The following is a 15,494-nucleotide window of genomic DNA, read 5'->3' as shown; positions in this document are numbered from 1 at the left end:
CACCTAGAGCGGTAGCAACGCCTTGCCGTAGCCTTCGATGAACTCGGCAGGCATGCGTTTTGGCCTGCCAGTGGACAGTTCGATACAGACGAAAGTGGTTTTTGCGCGTAGCAGCGTAGCGCCGTCGTGCGGGCGAACCAGCTGAAAGCAGCGATCCATCTTCAAGCGTTGGTCGGACTCGACGATCCAGGTGCCTATCAGCAACTCCTGCCCCTCATAGGCAGCGCTCAGGTAATCGATCTCGTGGCGCACTACCGCCATGGCGCGATCGAGGCGTCGGTACTCGACCAGATCCAGCCCGAGCGACTGCGAGTGGCGCCAGGCGCAACGCTCCAGCCAGGTCACATAGACGGCATTGTTGGCGTGCCCGAGACCGTCGATGTCCTCACTGCCGACCAGCAGCTCTAGGGTGAAGGGGTTGGGGCGATCCCAGTTCACGAGCAACGCACCTTGTTGCAGGCCCGTTCGCGCGCCAGTCGTTCCACGGCATCCATTGTCAGTTTCATGCAACGCTCCTCTATCGACCAGACCCTATTCAGATCCAGACATTAGGGGCTTTGCTTGCCACCACGCAAGCCGCATCGAGTGTCATGCCTCTGATCGCCACGGTTTTTCGAACGCACAAAAACAAAAGGGCCACTTCGTGAGAAGTGACCCTTAAAAATCCCGCAGAGCGGGCAAACTGGCGTCCCCTAGGGGACTCGAACCCCTGTTACCGCCGTGAAAGGGCGGTGTCCTAGGCCACTAGACGAAGGGGACGAAACCTTCGAAGAACAAGGCCAGCACTAGGCTGGCCTGTCGTGGATTGGTGGAGCTAGACGGGATCGAACCGTCGACCTCTTGCATGCCATGCAAGCGCTCTCCCAGCTGAGCTATAGCCCCAGAACCTTTCGGTCTGGCTGCAATGCCGAGGCACTGCAGCTGGAAATAATGGCGTCCCCTAGGGGACTCGAACCCCTGTTACCGCCGTGAAAGGGCGGTGTCCTAGGCCACTAGACGAAGGGGACGCAAAGCCCTTCTTTACAACCAACCTGCTCATAAGAAAGAACCGGTTGTGGCTATCGAGATTGGTGGAGCTAGACGGGATCGAACCGTCGACCTCTTGCATGCCATGCAAGCGCTCTCCCAGCTGAGCTATAGCCCCATCTCGAGGACGGGGCGCATGTTAAGTGCGCCCCTGCACCCTGTCAACAAAATTCTAGCCGGTGGTGCGTTTTTTTTCGCTGACATAACAAACACTTACCGAACAACCCAGGCGCCTCCAAGACAGAGGCGACCGGCGGCCAGGCATTAGGCGATGCTTGCCAGGAGTTTTTCCCATTCTTTGTTCTCTTTCTTCGACACACCACCGAGTAGCTCGATGGCCTGACGGAGACGGAAACGAGTGAGATCCGGGCCAAGAATTTCCATGGCGTCGAGCACCGACACCGAACTGGCCTGTCCGGTCACGGCAGCGAACATCAGCGGCATGGCATCGCGCAGTTTCAGTTCCAGGTGCTCGACCACTGCCTGAATGCAGCCAGTGATGCGCTCCTTCTCCCACTGACGCAGCGCTTCGAGCTTCCACAGGATCAGTTGCATGAGCTGGCGCACCTGATCGTCAGAGAGCTTCTTGTGAGCGAACAGCGCCTTGTCCGGCTGCACGCCGCCGGCGAAGAAGAAGCCCGCCAGCGGGGCGATCTGACTGAAGGTTTCTACCCTGCCCTGCACATGCGGGGCGATCTGCATCAGGTAGTCGCTGTTGAAGGCCCACTTCTGCGCGCCAGCAGCGAACTCTTCGACGCTCAGCTCACGCATCCACTGGCCATTGAGCCAGGACAGCTTCTCCAGATCGAAGATCGGCCCACCCAGGGAAACACGCTGCACGTCGAAGTTGGCAATCATCTCGTCCAGGGTGAATTTTTCGCGCTCGTCGGGCATCGACCAGCCCATACGCCCCAGGTAATTGAGCATCGCCTGCGGCAGGAAACCCATGCGTTCGTAGAAGGTGATCGAGGTCGGGTTCTTGCGCTTGGAGAGCTTGCTCTTGTCCGGATTACGCAGCAGGGGCATGTAGCACAGCTGCGGTTTTTCCCAGCCAAAATACTCGTACAGCAGGATCAGCTTGGGCGCCGACGGCAGCCACTCTTCGCCGCGCAGCACATGGGTGATCTTCATCAGGTGGTCGTCGACCACGTTGGCGAGGAAGTAGGTCGGCAGGCCATCGGTCTTCATCAATACCTGCATGTCCATGCGATCCCATGGGATCTCGACGTCGCCACGCAGCATGTCCGGCACCACGCAGATGCCCTCGCTCGGCACCTTCATGCGGATCACATGGGGCTCACCGGCCGCCAGGCGACGCTGCACCTCCTCTTGGGACAGCAGCAGGCCACGGCCATCGTAGCGCGGCGTCTCGCCACGGGCGGTCTGCTCGGCACGCATCTGGTCGAGTTCTTCCGGGGTGCAGAAGCAGTAGAAGGCATGGCCTTTCTCGACCAGCTCCAACGCGTACTTGCGGTAGATCTCACCGCGCTCGCTCTGCCGATATGGGCCATAAGGGCCGCCAACGTCCGGACCTTCGTTCCACTCGATGCCCAACCAGCGCAGGGCGTCATAGATCTGCTGTTCCGACTCGCGGGTCGAACGCACCTGATCGGTATCCTCGATGCGCAGGATGAACTCGCCACCGTGCTGCTTGGCAAAGCACAGATTGAACAGGGCGATGTAGGCGGTGCCAACATGGGGATCGCCAGTAGGCGACGGTGCGATACGAGTACGGACGGTGGTCATGGAAAATCCCGATACAAAGGGGCGAAAACCACCATCAGGCAGAACCAGAGAGGCTTTCGCGGAAAGTGCGAATAGTAGCAGGGCCAACAGGGTCGGCTCCAGCAAACGCAACGGTCAGACCGCAGTCTCGATACGGCTAAAGCTGCGCCGTCTTACTGCTCAGGCAACACGCGCTGCAGATACCGGCTTAACGCCAACACTGCTTCCTCGGCACTGGCACTACAGCCCGCCCAGGAACAGGCGATCATCAGGTTGCGCGGCAAGCCGAAATCCTCGATCAAGAAACCCTGCGCATCGTGCCCCTGATCGTTGCCTGGCAGCCAGTCACGCATGGCGCCCTGCGGCTGGAAATAGGCCCAGACCGGCTTGCCCAGCGCCACCGCGGCGCCAATTTCGAAGGCGGTGCCCGAGTCAGGTTCGAAGCCCCTGAACAGGTTCAGGTTGGCCAGTACGGCGTCCGCCTCACGGATCATCGCCAGGTTCAGCCGACATATCTGCATCGCACAGTCGGCAGGCGAGAGCCCGGGCGCCACTTCATTATCGAACGGATAAAGGCCTTCCAGCCCCTGCTCGCGGCACAGTGCTTTCAGGTACTCGCCGCGCTCGACGGCGTCGGTTCTGAATACATCGAATCCGGCCAGATAGATCCGCGGCGCGCGACTCGTGCTCATAACGCCAATAACCGTTCACGCATCTTCTGGATTTCGTCGCGCATTTGCGCGGCGGCCTCGAACTCCAGATCACGCGCCAGTTGATACATCTTCTCTTCCAGCTGACGAATACGCTTGGTGATTTCCGAGGGCGAACGCAGCTCGGCTTCGTAACGGGCGCTCTCCTCGGCAGCCTTGGCCATGCCCTTGCGCTTTTTGCTGCGGGCACCGGGCACTACCGCACCTTCGAGAATGTCCTTAACGTCCTTGAATACCCCCTTGGGCACGATGCCATTCGCTTCGTTGAAGGCAATCTGCTTATCCCGGCGACGCTCGGTCTCGCCGATGGCGCGCTCCATGGAGCCGGTCATGCGATCCGCATAGAGGATGGCGCGACCATTGAGGTTACGGGCGGCACGACCGATGGTCTGAATCAACGAACGCTCGGAACGCAGGAAACCCTCCTTATCCGCATCGAGGATCGCCACCAGCGACACCTCGGGCATATCCAGGCCTTCGCGCAGCAGGTTGATGCCCACCAGCACGTCAAAAGTACCAATGCGCAGATCACGAATGATCTCGACGCGCTCCACCGTGTCGATATCCGAGTGCAAATAACGCACCCGAACCCCGTGATCACCCAGGTAGTCGGTCAGATCTTCGGCCATGCGCTTGGTCAATGTGGTCACCAGTACGCGCTCTTCCAGGGCAACACGCTTGCCGATTTCGGACAACAGATCATCGACCTGGGTGCGTGCCGGACGCACCTCGATCTGCGGATCGACCAGCCCCGTAGGCCGCACCACCTGCTCAATCACTCGCCCCGCATGGTCGGCCTCGTAAGGGCCTGGGGTCGCAGAAACGAAGATGGTCTGCGGGCTGGCCGCTTCCCACTCCTCAAAACGCATCGGCCGGTTATCCAACGCGGAAGGCAGGCGGAAGCCGTACTCGACCAAGGTTTCCTTACGCGAGCGGTCGCCTTTGTACATGGCGCCGACCTGCGGCACGCTGACGTGGGATTCGTCGATCACCAGCAGGGCTTCGGCAGGCAAATAGTCATAGAGCGTCGGTGGCGGCGCGCCCGAATCGCGTCCGGAGAGATAGCGGGAGTAGTTTTCAATGCCGTTGCAGTAACCCAGCTCGAGGATCATCTCCAGATCGAAGCGGGTGCGCTGTTCGAGGCGCTGGGCTTCTACCAGTTTGTTGGCGCCGCGCAGGTAGTCCAGACGCTCCTTGAGCTCGACCTTGATATTCTCCATCGCCTCGAGCAGCGTGTCGCGGGGCGTCACGTAGTGGCTCTTGGGGTAGAAGGTGAAACGCGGCAGACGGCTGATCACCTCGCCGGTCAGCGGATCGAAGGCGCTAATGTTCTCGACCTCGTCATCGAACAGCTCGATGCGGATAGCCTCGAGGTCGGATTCGGCCGGAAAGACGTCAATCACATCGCCACGCACCCGAAAGGTCGCACGGGCGAAATCCATGTCGTTGCGCGTGTATTGCAACTCTGCCAGGCGGCGCAGCAGCGCACGCTGATCCATCTTGTCGCCGCGGTCGAGGTGCAGCACCATTTTCAGGTACTCCTCGGGGCTGCCCAGGCCGTAGATCGAGGAGACGGTGCAGACCACGATGACGTCCTTGCGCTCGATCAGCGCCTTGGTCGCCGACAGACGCATCTGCTCGATGTGGTCGTTGATCGACGCATCCTTCTCGATGAAGGTGTCCGACGACGGCACATAGGCCTCGGGCTGGTAGTAGTCGTAGTAGGAGACGAAGTACTCCACCGCGTTGTTCGGGAAGAACGACTTGAACTCGCCATACAGCTGTGCCGCCAGGGTCTTGTTCGGCGCCAGCACCAGCGTAGGTCGCTGCACCTTGGCGATCACGTTGGCGATGCTGAAGGTCTTGCCGGAGCCCGTCACGCCGAGCAGCGTCTGGTGCGACAGGCCTGCCTCCAGGCCCTCGATCATCTGCCGGATCGCCTCGGGCTGATCGCCGGCTGGCTGGAAACGGGTGACCAGTTGGAACTCGGACATAAATACCTCAAAAGGCTGTGACGCCGCGAAAGAGCTGGCGTCATACCTGGTGTACGCTGTCGCGACACAGAATATGGGCCGCTATACTAACGGCCCGCTTGCGCAACCCCTAGTCTCAGTTGCCGGGGTTGCTAAGAACGTGTTCACGATCTAGCGAGCTAGAGCCATGCAAGGCAAAAACAGGCGAGGAAGCGGAGTTTACTGGTGTAAATGAGCATTCCGAGCCTGTTTTTAACGCCGCAGGGCCGACGCACAGCAGATCATGAACAGGTTCTAAGAACGTAAATCCGTTTCTAAACCCACCCTCACTACAGAGCTGCCGCCCTCATGAGTCTGTTCTCCGCCGTCGAAATGGCTCCGCGCGATCCTATCCTGGGCCTCAACGAAGCATTCAACGCCGATACACGCACTGACAAGGTCAACCTTGGCGTGGGTGTCTACACCAACGAAGAAGGTCGCATTCCCCTGCTGCGTGCCGTGATCGAAGCGGAAACCGCCTTGACCGCCGCCCACGCGCCCCGTGGCTACCTGCCGATCGAAGGCATCGCTGCCTACGACAAGGCCGTGCAGACGCTGCTGCTGGGCCGCGACTCGCCGCTGATCCAGCAAGGCCGCGTGATCACCACCCAGGCCATCGGCGGCACCGGCGCTCTGAAAACCGGCGCTGATTTTCTCAAGCGCCTGCTGCCTGACGCGACCGTCGCCATCAGCGACCCGAGCTGGGAAAACCACCGCGCGCTGTTCGAAACCGCTGGTTTCCCGGTACGCAATTACCGTTACTACGACGCCTTCAGCAATGGCGTCAACCGTGGCGGCCTGCTCGAAGACCTGAAGAACCTGCCGGCCCGCTCCATCGTCGTCCTGCACGCCTGCTGCCACAACCCTACCGGCGTCGACCTGACGCCTGAAGACTGGCAAGCCGTGCTGGAAATCGTGCGCGAGCGCGAACATGTGCCCTTCCTCGATATCGCCTACCAGGGTTTCGGCGACGGTATTGAAGAAGACGCCGCCGCGGTGCGTTTGTTCGCCCAATCTGGCCTGACCTTCTTCGTCTCCAGCTCGTTCTCCAAATCCTTCTCGCTGTATGGCGAGCGTGTCGGCGCCCTGACCATCGTCACCGTCGACCAGGAAGAGACCGGCCGCGTGCTGTCGCAGGTCAAACGCGTAATTCGCACCAACTACTCCAACCCGCCGACCCATGGCGCCAGCGTAGTCGCTGCCGTACTCAACAGCCCTGAGCTGCGCGTGATGTGGGAAACCGAACTGGGTGAAATGCGCGATCGCATCCGCACCATGCGCCTGGCCATGGTCGAACAACTGGCAGCCCTGAACGCCAAGCGTGACTTCGGCTTCGTCGCCGAACAGCGCGGCATGTTCTCCTACTCCGGGCTGACCACCGAGCAGGTCGAACGCCTGCGCAGTGAGTTCGGCATCTACGCCGTGGGTACCGGCCGCATCTGCGTGGCCGCACTGAACACTCGCAATCTGCCAGTCGTCACCAAGGCTATCGCCGAAGTGCTTTGAGTGGATGCAGGGGAAGCCGGCAGATGCTTGACTTCCCCTTCGTAATCAGTAGGATACGCGTCGCTGTTCCGCGATAGCTCAGTTGGTAGAGCAAATGACTGTTAATCATTGGGTCCTGGTTCGAGTCCAGGTCGTGGAGCCAAATTCAAGAAACCCGGTCGATAGGCCGGGTTTTTTATTGCCTGCGGACTCTCACCAGGGACTGCGTCCCAGGTTATTCGCTACGCTCCCCCTTCGGGGCCGCGCTAAAGCGCGTTCAGCTGCGCTGTCGAGTCCAGGTCGTGGAGCCAAACTCAAGAAACCCGGTCGATAGGCCAGGTTTTTTATTGCCTGCGGACTCTCACCAGGGACTGCGTCCCAGGTTATTCGCTGCGCTCACCCCTTCGGGGCCGCGCAGAAGCGCGTTCAGCTGCGCTGTCGCGTCCAGGTCGTGGAGCCAAATTCGAAAGCCTCGGTGAAAACCGGAGCTTTTTGTACCCGCTGGATTTCTCGATAACGGACTTCCAGGCATGCACAAACGTAGGGTGGGTTAGCGCCGCCGGCCCTGGTCATCTCAAGCACTACACTCTCGGCGCGGCGCGTAACCCACCAAGCGATAGCCGCCGTAGAGTCCAAGCTGGATCAAGGCAGGCTTTCAGAACGCCTTCTGGGTATCACCTTGTTCAGACCGCGTAACAGTGGCGCTTTACTCGCACTTAGCTTGCGTAAAGATAAGCTTCGACATCCATCCCGGCATCGCGCATCTGCGCCAGCTTGTAGCGCAAAGTACGAGGGCTGATGCCCAGCCTCTCGGCGGCCTCCTTGCGACGGCCTCGCTCGGCGCGCAAGGTGTCGATGATCACCTGGTACTCGCGGCGCCGCAGATCTTCTCCCAACGCACCATCCATCATTGCGGGTTCCGATAGCGGCACTGCAGCCATAGCAGACACCACAGCCAGTGGCTGCGCTGCTTGAGCCATCGGGGCAAAGCCAATCGGCGCAGTCAGACAAAGATCATGAGGCTCGATAACCCCATTCTGCTGGAGGATGACCGCACGCTGGATGGCATTGTCCAGCTCACGCACGTTGCCCGGCCAGGCATGGCTCGTTAGACAGGCGACCGCTTGAGCGGAAAGGCGTAGCGGTGCGAGGTTCATCTTGCGTACGTATTTGTTCAGCAGACGTTCGGCCAGCGGCAGGATATCCGCCGGGCGCTCACGCAGGGGGCGCCAGGCCAGCGGGAAGACAGATAACCGATAGAATAGATCCTCACGAAAGCGCCCTGCCGCAACCTCCGCCGCCAAATCACGGTTGCTGGTCGCCAGCACTCGAATATCCAGGCTAATCGGTTTACGCGCCCCGACCCGTTCGACCTCACGCTCCTGCAGCACACGCAATAGCTTGGCCTGCAGAGCGAGGGGCATTTCGGAAATCTCGTCGAGCAGAATGGTGCCGCCTTCGGCCATCTCGAACTTGCCTGGCGCACTGGCTACGGCACCGGTGAATGCGCCTTTCTCATGCCCAAATAGCGTGGCCTCTAGCATGTTGTCCGGAATCGCCGCGCAGTTGATGGCAACGAACGGCCCAGTTGATCGCGGGGACTGCTGATGGAGGTAACGTGCCAGCACCTCTTTGCCGGTACCCGACTCGCCGGTGATCAGCACAGTGGAATCGCTGCGAGCCACCCGCGCAGCTAACTCCAATAACTGCAGGCTGGCCGGTTCTCGAGCGACTGGCCCGTCCTGCTCAAGCCCGCCAGCAAGGCCCAGGGCATGCCGTGCGACCAGTGCCAGCAGTACCTTGGGCTCGAACGGTTTGACCAGGTAATCGGCGGCGCCGCGGCGCATGGCTTCGACCGCACGCTCCACGGCGCCAAAAGCAGTCATTAACAACACCGGCAATTGTGGCTGCCGCTGGCGAATCACCAACAGCAGTTGGTGGCCATCCATACCCGGCATGTTCACATCACTGATCACCAGTCCAAATGGCTCCTCGGCAATGGCTGTCAGCGCGGCTTCAGCACAGTCGACCGCACGATAGTCATGACCGCCCAACTCCAGGGTGTCCGCCAGGGCTTCGCGCAGGGCACGGTCATCTTCAACTAACAGGATTTTGGCAGCCATGGATCATTCCTGAATCAAGAGTGGTGGTGCGCTGATCAGCGGCAGAGTCAATCGTGCGCAGGTACCACGTCCCGGTCGCGAACGAAGCTGCAGCTCTCCCTGGTGTGCACGGGCAACCGCCTTGACCACCGCCAACCCAAGGCCGGTTCCGGTTGTTTTGGTCGTGAAAAAGGGCTCCCCCAGACGCGCCAAGGTCGCGGCATCGATGCCTGGACCGTTGTCGCTGATGGACAAGCGCAAGGCATCACCACGAACATAGGCATGAACCTTCAGACGCCCTCCCCGACCGGCTGCCTGAATGGCATTCTCGACCAGGTTAAGCAGCGTACCGACCAGAGTGTCGCGGTTACACAGCAGCTCGCCATCACGAGCATCACACTGCCAACGCACCTCTACCCCCTGCACCAACGACTCTCCAGAGCGCCTGAATGCATCGAAGAGCTGGCTGGGGGAAAGTCGATCCGACAGCGGCAGGTCGCCACGGGCAAACACCAGCATGTCGCGCACCTGGTGCTCCAACTCATGCAAACGCTCTTTCAACCGGCCGGCAAATCGTTGCTGCTGCTCTACAGGTAATACCTGCTCAGTCAGGTGACTGGCATACAGGAGCGCAGCGGATAACGGAGTGCGCACCTGATGCGCCAAGGAGGCGACCATGCGCCCCAAGGCACTCAAGCGCTCATGGCGGGAGAGCTGATCCTGCAGACGACGGGTTTCTGTCAGGTCGGTAAGAAGCACCAATTGCCCTGGCTCACCTTGCAGCGAGCGCGTGGAAATCGATAGCCGACGGCCGTCCGTTAGCGAAATCTCGTGACCGTCGTCCTGGCGCGGCGCAAAGCGCTGCGCAATTACTTCGCGCCACAACCGGCCAAGCAGCGGCTCACCAAGCATATCGCGAGCAACCGGATTGGCCTCACGCACGACACCCTGCCCATCGATCACCACCACACCACCCGGCAGCAGATCCAACAAACTCTGCAGGCGGTGAGCAAGACGCTCCTTCTCATTCAGTTCCTGCACGCGCTGCTCGCTGACGTGGGCCAGTTGGCCAGTCAGTTCATTGACGCGGTTTTCCAGGAGATCGTAAGAGCTACCGAGCCGGCTCGACATCTGCTCGAACAACGCCAGCGACTGCTCAAGATCCACACGCTCCGCCTGTGCGGGCGCCATAGACTCTATCTGGGCATGTAGATGCGGGCTTGGTTTCATTGCACTCTCTCGCGTGGCGAGCCGTCATAGGACAGTCATTTGCCAAGGAGATAGCAATACTCATGCCTGAAAATAAAAGTCTTTATTTTCAGAAAGATAGGGATTTTTTTAGGTCATCAGCGTCAATTGAATGACTGCCGGGCTGTGCAATCTTGCAATACCGGAAACGTTGTCGGTGGGCTGCAGCAGATCGCCGCGCCCCACCCTCTCAAGTCGGCCAGTGGCTTACTCGTCCCCTGCCTCGTCCTCGCGCCGGCTCATACCGTACTTGCGCATCTTCTCGACCAGGGTGGTGCGACGAATACGCAGCCGCTCGGCAGCACGCGCCACGATCCCGCCTGCGTCATCCAGCGCCTGCTGGATAAGCCCCTGTTCCAGGTTGCCAAGATAGTCCTTCAGATCCAGACCTTCGGCCGGCAACATGGCCGGCGAGCCCATGCCCGACGAAGCGGATGTCAGCACTGCGCGCTCATCCAGCTCCTCGCGCAAGCTAGCGGCCAATTGCTCGTCCTCATCGTCCACATGACGAAATTTCTTTGGCAGTTCGCCAGCGCCGATCACCCCGTAGGGATGCATGATCGCCATGCGCTCGACCAGGTTCGCCAACTCACGAACGTTACCGGCCCAGTCATGTCGACAGAGCGACATGATCGCAGCCGAATTGAAGCGGATGGAGCCACGCTTCTCGTGCTCCATCCGCGAGATAAGCTCGTTCATCAGCAACGGAATATCTTCGATACGCTCGCGCAGCGGCGCCATCTCGATGGGGAACACATTGAGGCGGTAATACAGATCCTCACGGAAGCTACCACCCTCGATCATGTTCTCAAGATTCTTGTGCGTGGCCGCAATGATGCGCACATCGGCGTTCTGGGTCTTGTTGCTACCCACCCGCTCGAACGTGCGCTCCTGCAGCACACGCAGCAGCTTGACCTGCATCGGCAGCGGCATGTCGCCGATCTCATCAAGAAACAGCGTACCGCCATTGGCCAGTTCGAAGCGCCCTGCACGCGTAGTTATCGCACCAGTAAACGCGCCCTTTTCATGGCCAAACAGTTCGCTTTCCAGCAACTCAGCAGGAATCGCACCACAGTTCACCGGTACGAAGGGCGCTTCACGGCGTTTGGAGTGGTAATGCAAGTTGCGAGCGACCACTTCCTTACCCGTGCCTGACTCGCCGAGGATCAACACGCTGGCCTCAGTATCGGCGACCTGCTGCATCATCTGCCGCACATGCTGGATGGCTCGGCTGGTTCCCACCAGACTGCGAAACAGATTTGGCTCACGCTGCCGACCGCGCTCGCGGGCTTGGTCGTACATTTCGCGGTACACCTGGGCACGGTGTAGAGAATCGAGCAGCTTGTTATAGCTGGGCGGCATCTCCAGCGTCGCGAGCACACGGCGGCGAAACTCCTCCGGCCAGTCACCGATGGCATGTTCATCAATCATCAGTACAGGCAGAAATTCGTCCCAGGCAGCCAGCTCCCTGAGCAGATCCAGCGCCCCGCCCTTGAGCCGAACCTCGCCGAGCAGCACGCTAAGAACGCCTCTGCTGGACTCGACCTGATCCACTACGCCACGCCAGTCGCTGCTGCCGAAAGCCAGATGATCCTCACCCAGAAAATTAAGAATCACCGATAAATCACGGCGGCGCTCGAGGTTGTCGTCAATCAGCAGAAGTTTGGTTTCACGCCACATAGTTGATCTGGCCCAGAAAGAAAAAGCCAACTAACGCCTTTTAGCGCCAGCATTTAGCCAGCAGTAAAGTCAATTATTGGCGCTTAGTCAATTTAATGACGTGTTTTTTTGTCAAGCAGGGGTCAAACGAGGAATACCGGGGCATGCCCAAGAGAACCTATGGGCAGGAGGGTAACATTTTACTGAGATTAACGGACAAGGCGGCGCGCCGCCTCAGCCCACTACTCGACACGGCACTTCAGCCAAAAAGCTGATATACCTTGGCACCTTGCTGCGACTGATTCAGCTGAATCAGCTCACCGGCCAGTCGCTGGCGCTCGGCTTGGCAAGCACTCACCAGATCCCTGTACAGATCCAAGAGCTCCTGCATGCGGGCACGCAAAGCGCCGTCATCGTTCGCCGCGTCGACCATAGCGTCTTCGACAGCCTGACGGCACTGCAGATCCAGCTCGCCAATGGCAGCCCAATCTTCAGTCGACAATGCCTGACGCATTGCGGTACCGGTGCTCTGCAGGCGCTGAACAGATGTATTCATGGAGATGCTCCTTTCACGCATGCCGATCACTGAGCAATTGCGTCCCAGCCGGTTTTCACATTACGCAGCAAGCCGGCAACTTCATCGAGCGGCTCGACAGTGTTCTTCAGATTAGCCTCAAGCAGACGACGGGTCATGTAGTCGTACAGGTTATCCAGATTCTCGGCCAGTTCGCCACCCTGCTCCAGGTTCAAGCCGGCACGCAGACCACCGATGATGCCGATGGCCTTGCCGATCAGCTCGCCCTTCATTGCGAACTGCTCACGCTCCATTGCACCGCGGGCCTGAGCCAGACGAGTGAGGCCACCTTCCATCAGCATCTGAATCAGACGATGCGGGCTAGCATCAACAGCCTGAGCCTGAGTGTTGACGTTTTGATACTGACGCATAGCGGCCATGGCGTTCATGCTGAATGTACTCCAGTGTACAGCGGGAATACTCAATGTATCGGCATGGTGGGCGTGAGCTTTAGCGGGGATTAATCATAAATAGATGGGGCTGAAACAGCATGGCGCGAATACCCCACATAAGCTCCGCAACTCGCATAGAGCACGAGGCAGCTGAAGAGAATATTGAGCTTCAGCGTGCCGATTAGGCCGGATAACTCCAGACCTCAATGCGTCACTGAAGTCAGCCTGCAGGCTGCTCGACATCCGGGTCTATCGCTTCCCACGCATCACGAATCTGCGTCAACAATTCCTGAACTTCTTCCAGCCGACGAGGCGTATCGTCCAACGCTACTCCTACAAGCCGACGGTTCATGTAGTCGTACAGATTATCCAGATTCTGCGCCAGCTCACCACCGAGCTCCTTATCCAGGCTCGACTGCAATACGGAGATGATGGATAAGGTGCCGCTCACGGCTTCACCACGAAGACCTGGGTTATCCTGCTGCTGAGCCAGCAAAGCCAAGGAAATTCGCTCTATGGCACCGTCGAGCAGCAGGCGAACAGCTTGATAGGGTGTGACTTCCTGACTGGTTTTGACACTTTTGTAGGTATCAATGGGAGTGCTCATTTTTATTTACTCTTCTGAACCACACCGGGCAGGTTGGAAAGCGTGCTTTGCAGCTGACTACTGGTGCCATTCAACTGGCCGATAAGAGATTCCATGGCATTGAACTGCGCAAGCAGCCGCGTTTGCATCTTTTCGACACGGAGATTGAGGTTCTCGGTTTGCTTTTTGATGTCGGTCCGCGTGGACTCGAGCGCTTGCATGCGCTGCGAAAGAATACCGCCCGTCTGGCTGTACGCAGCCACTTGGCCGTCCAAACGCTTCGCCAACCCTGTATCACCGACAAAGAACGAGCCTACAGCATCAAAATTGTCTTTCAGTGCAGCATCGAGCTTGGCGTCCTCGATTTTCAGAGTGCCGTCCTTTTGAGTGGTGATGCCCAGGTCCGCAAGTACCTTTACACCATCGCCACCAACGGGATTTACCAATTCGTTGCGTATTCCGCCAAGCAAATTTCGGACAGTCGAATCGCCAACCAAACCGCCTACTAACGGGGTTCCGTCCTCACCGACCTTAGTGACTCTGGTCAGATCATTACTGGTATTGATCAGCTTGTTGTAGGCATCAACGAACTTCTTGATGCCTGCTTTGACGCCCGCATTGTCCTCACCAACTTTGAGAGTAAGTGGCTTACCCTCTTCCGTTTTCGCAAGCAACTCGAAACTGACGTCCGCAATAGCACCCTTGATCGAGTTGGTTGGGCTGGTAAGCGCAAGACCGTCGATGGAGAACTTGGCATTGGCCGCCTGGACGATAAATCCGGCAGCGGAGTCATCACCCGTGGCGAGCTTATTACGACCATCGACACTGAGACCAGCAAGATCACCACTGCCGGAAACCATAACGTCCTTACCATCGCCCGTCTCGTTACCGCTAAAAACCAGACGAGACTTACCGCTGGCAGGATCGTTGATCGTGCTGACGGTAACGCCCTTGCCCTTCAGCGCGGTATTGAGCTGGTCGCGAATGCTGGCAAGGTCGGATCCTGCAGTGATCTTTACATCGATAGCGGTGCCGCTTTCACCAAGCTTGACGCTCAGGACCTCGTCGCTATCTCCGCTCTTGAACGTACCGTCGAGGGCTTTCGTCGCTACCTTGCTGGCCGAAGCGAGATTATCAACTGTCACCTGGTAATTTCCGGCTGATGCGGTTTTACCGGCGGTGGCCGTCAGCGCACTGGTGTTGGATGACGTGGCAGTGCGTTTCTCGAACAGCGTCGCGCTGTTGAGATCCTTGAGCGCGGTCTGGAACTCACCGAGCGCACTGTTCAGCTGCCCCAAGCCAGAAAGCTTGGTGGTAGTCGAAGTCGAGAGGCGGGCAAGCTGCGCCTCCTTGGGTGCCTTCTCGGCGTTGACCATCGCTGTAACCAAATCAGAGATGGGCAGCCCTGAGTTGATGCCCGTCGAAACTCCACCAATAGCCATAATCTACTCCGTCACGATATTGACGTTCATGCGTGAAAGTTCATTCAGTCCTCTCCAGCATTCAAAAACCGAGCCATGTCAGGCCTCAGCCTTGAACAGCAGACTGCGCACCTCTTCCAGACTTTCTGCCAGTCGTAATGCCTCTTCAGAAGGCAATTGGCGAATGACATCACCTGAAGCACGATCGGTCACCTTGACCACAACCCGACCACTCGAGTCATCGACGCTGAAGTTCAGGTCACGCCGAATGTTCTGCACAAAACTCTGGATGGACGTGACAGCGTTATCCACCTGTTCGTATATCTGCCCCGTATTCTCAGCAGGAGCCTGGCCCTGGCGTGCAGTAGGCAGGTCATTACCCGCTTCAGAAGAGGCCGCCGCTCCGGCATAAGCCATAGGCACAGAGGTACCTGTTGGCTTGGCCAGCACCGGCGACAAACTATTTATTGCGATGTCCATTTCTTTTACCTCGCAAGGCAAAACGGGGAGAAGCGCTATGCACTTCCCCCCGGAGTTTAAAGCAGCCTAGCCGA

At 58.8% G+C, this 15,494-nt stretch carries 13 protein-coding genes and 5 tRNA genes; 2 read left to right on the top strand and 16 right to left on the bottom strand.

Translation table 11 applies throughout. The annotated features are described in order from the left end of the window. Positions 1 to 3: 3 nt before the first annotated feature. The 8 genes from K5Q02_RS12605 to uvrB all read right to left on the bottom strand — a co-directional run bounded on the left by K5Q02_RS12605 (position 4) and on the right by uvrB (position 5,455). The gene (locus K5Q02_RS12605; RefSeq protein ID WP_225830955.1) at positions 4 to 438 is read right to left on the bottom strand and encodes an acyl-CoA thioesterase; all 435 of its coding nucleotides are present in this window, start codon (positions 436 to 438) and stop codon (positions 4 to 6) included. 245 nt (positions 439 to 683) lie between these two features. Then, a tRNA-Glu gene (locus K5Q02_RS12600) sits at positions 684 to 759 on the bottom strand. A gap of 47 nt (positions 760 to 806) precedes the next feature. Continuing rightward, positions 807 to 882, bottom strand: a tRNA-Ala gene (locus tag K5Q02_RS12595). A gap of 49 nt (positions 883 to 931) precedes the next feature. Continuing rightward, positions 932 to 1,007 (bottom strand) — tRNA-Glu (locus K5Q02_RS12590). Between the two features lie 61 nt (positions 1,008 to 1,068). Then, positions 1,069 to 1,144, bottom strand: a tRNA-Ala gene (locus tag K5Q02_RS12585). A 146-nt stretch (positions 1,145 to 1,290) separates the two neighbouring features. After that, positions 1,291 to 2,772, bottom strand: coding sequence for a glutamate--tRNA ligase (gene gltX / locus K5Q02_RS12580; protein WP_225830953.1), 1,482 nt, complete (start codon positions 2,770 to 2,772; stop codon positions 1,291 to 1,293). 152 nt (positions 2,773 to 2,924) lie between these two features. Continuing rightward, the gene (locus K5Q02_RS12575; protein ID WP_225830950.1) at positions 2,925 to 3,443 is read right to left on the bottom strand and encodes a nucleoside 2-deoxyribosyltransferase; all 519 of its coding nucleotides are present in this window, start codon (positions 3,441 to 3,443) and stop codon (positions 2,925 to 2,927) included. Continuing rightward, entirely contained in the window at positions 3,440 to 5,455 is a 2,016-nt protein-coding gene (gene uvrB, locus K5Q02_RS12570; protein WP_225830948.1) for an excinuclease ABC subunit UvrB, read from the bottom strand. Before uvrB ends, K5Q02_RS12575 begins: the two co-directional genes overlap by 4 nt. Positions 5,456 to 5,782: 327 nt before the next feature. Between uvrB and K5Q02_RS12565 the strand changes: the two genes are divergently transcribed. Continuing rightward, a complete protein-coding gene (locus tag K5Q02_RS12565) occupies positions 5,783 to 6,979 on the top strand; it encodes an amino acid aminotransferase (protein WP_225830946.1) in 1,197 nt (398 codons plus the stop codon). Positions 6,980 to 7,046: 67 nt separating this feature from the next. Then, positions 7,047 to 7,121: transfer RNA gene (locus tag K5Q02_RS12560), tRNA-Asn, on the top strand. Between the two features lie 553 nt (positions 7,122 to 7,674). Here K5Q02_RS12560 and K5Q02_RS12555 read toward each other — a convergent pair. From K5Q02_RS12555 to K5Q02_RS12520, 8 genes are all read right to left on the bottom strand, one after another. After that, a complete protein-coding gene (locus tag K5Q02_RS12555; protein WP_225830945.1) occupies positions 7,675 to 9,081 on the bottom strand; it encodes a sigma-54-dependent transcriptional regulator in 1,407 nt (468 codons plus the stop codon). 3 nt (positions 9,082 to 9,084) lie between these two features. Further along, a complete protein-coding gene (locus tag K5Q02_RS12550) occupies positions 9,085 to 10,290 on the bottom strand; it encodes a sensor histidine kinase (RefSeq protein WP_442963923.1) in 1,206 nt (401 codons plus the stop codon). A gap of 225 nt (positions 10,291 to 10,515) precedes the next feature. Beyond that, on the bottom strand, positions 10,516 to 11,988 hold the full coding sequence (locus K5Q02_RS12545) for a sigma-54 dependent transcriptional regulator (RefSeq protein WP_225830941.1): 1,473 nt from the start codon (positions 11,986 to 11,988) through the stop codon (positions 10,516 to 10,518). Positions 11,989 to 12,226: 238 nt separating this feature from the next. Beyond that, positions 12,227 to 12,523, bottom strand: a complete 297-nt coding sequence (locus K5Q02_RS12540; protein WP_225830939.1) for a flagellar protein FliT — start codon at positions 12,521 to 12,523, stop codon at positions 12,227 to 12,229. Positions 12,524 to 12,549: 26 nt separating this feature from the next. Beyond that, positions 12,550 to 12,930: a flagellar export chaperone FliS gene (gene fliS / locus K5Q02_RS12535; protein WP_225830938.1), complete on the bottom strand. Its 381-nt coding sequence runs from the start codon at positions 12,928 to 12,930 to the stop codon at positions 12,550 to 12,552. 223 nt (positions 12,931 to 13,153) lie between these two features. Further along, complete coding sequence (fliS, locus tag K5Q02_RS12530) at positions 13,154 to 13,540, bottom strand: flagellar export chaperone FliS (protein WP_225830936.1); 387 nt, start codon at positions 13,538 to 13,540, stop codon at positions 13,154 to 13,156. Between the two features lie 2 nt (positions 13,541 to 13,542). Next, positions 13,543 to 14,961 (bottom strand): flagellar filament capping protein FliD, encoded by a 1,419-nt coding sequence (gene fliD, locus K5Q02_RS12525; protein ID WP_225830933.1) that lies wholly within the window; start codon positions 14,959 to 14,961, stop codon positions 13,543 to 13,545. Between the two features lie 78 nt (positions 14,962 to 15,039). Further along, positions 15,040 to 15,420, bottom strand: coding sequence for a flagellar protein FlaG (locus K5Q02_RS12520; RefSeq protein WP_225830931.1), 381 nt, complete (start codon positions 15,418 to 15,420; stop codon positions 15,040 to 15,042). Positions 15,421 to 15,494 lie beyond the last annotated feature (74 nt).

It is taken from the genome of Pseudomonas sp. MM211, from assembly GCF_020386635.1.
In the GTDB taxonomy this organism is placed as follows: Bacteria; Pseudomonadota; Gammaproteobacteria; order Pseudomonadales; family Pseudomonadaceae; genus Aquipseudomonas.
Note: the sequence above shows the minus strand (reverse complement) of the source record. Positions and strands in the feature narration are given on the sequence as shown.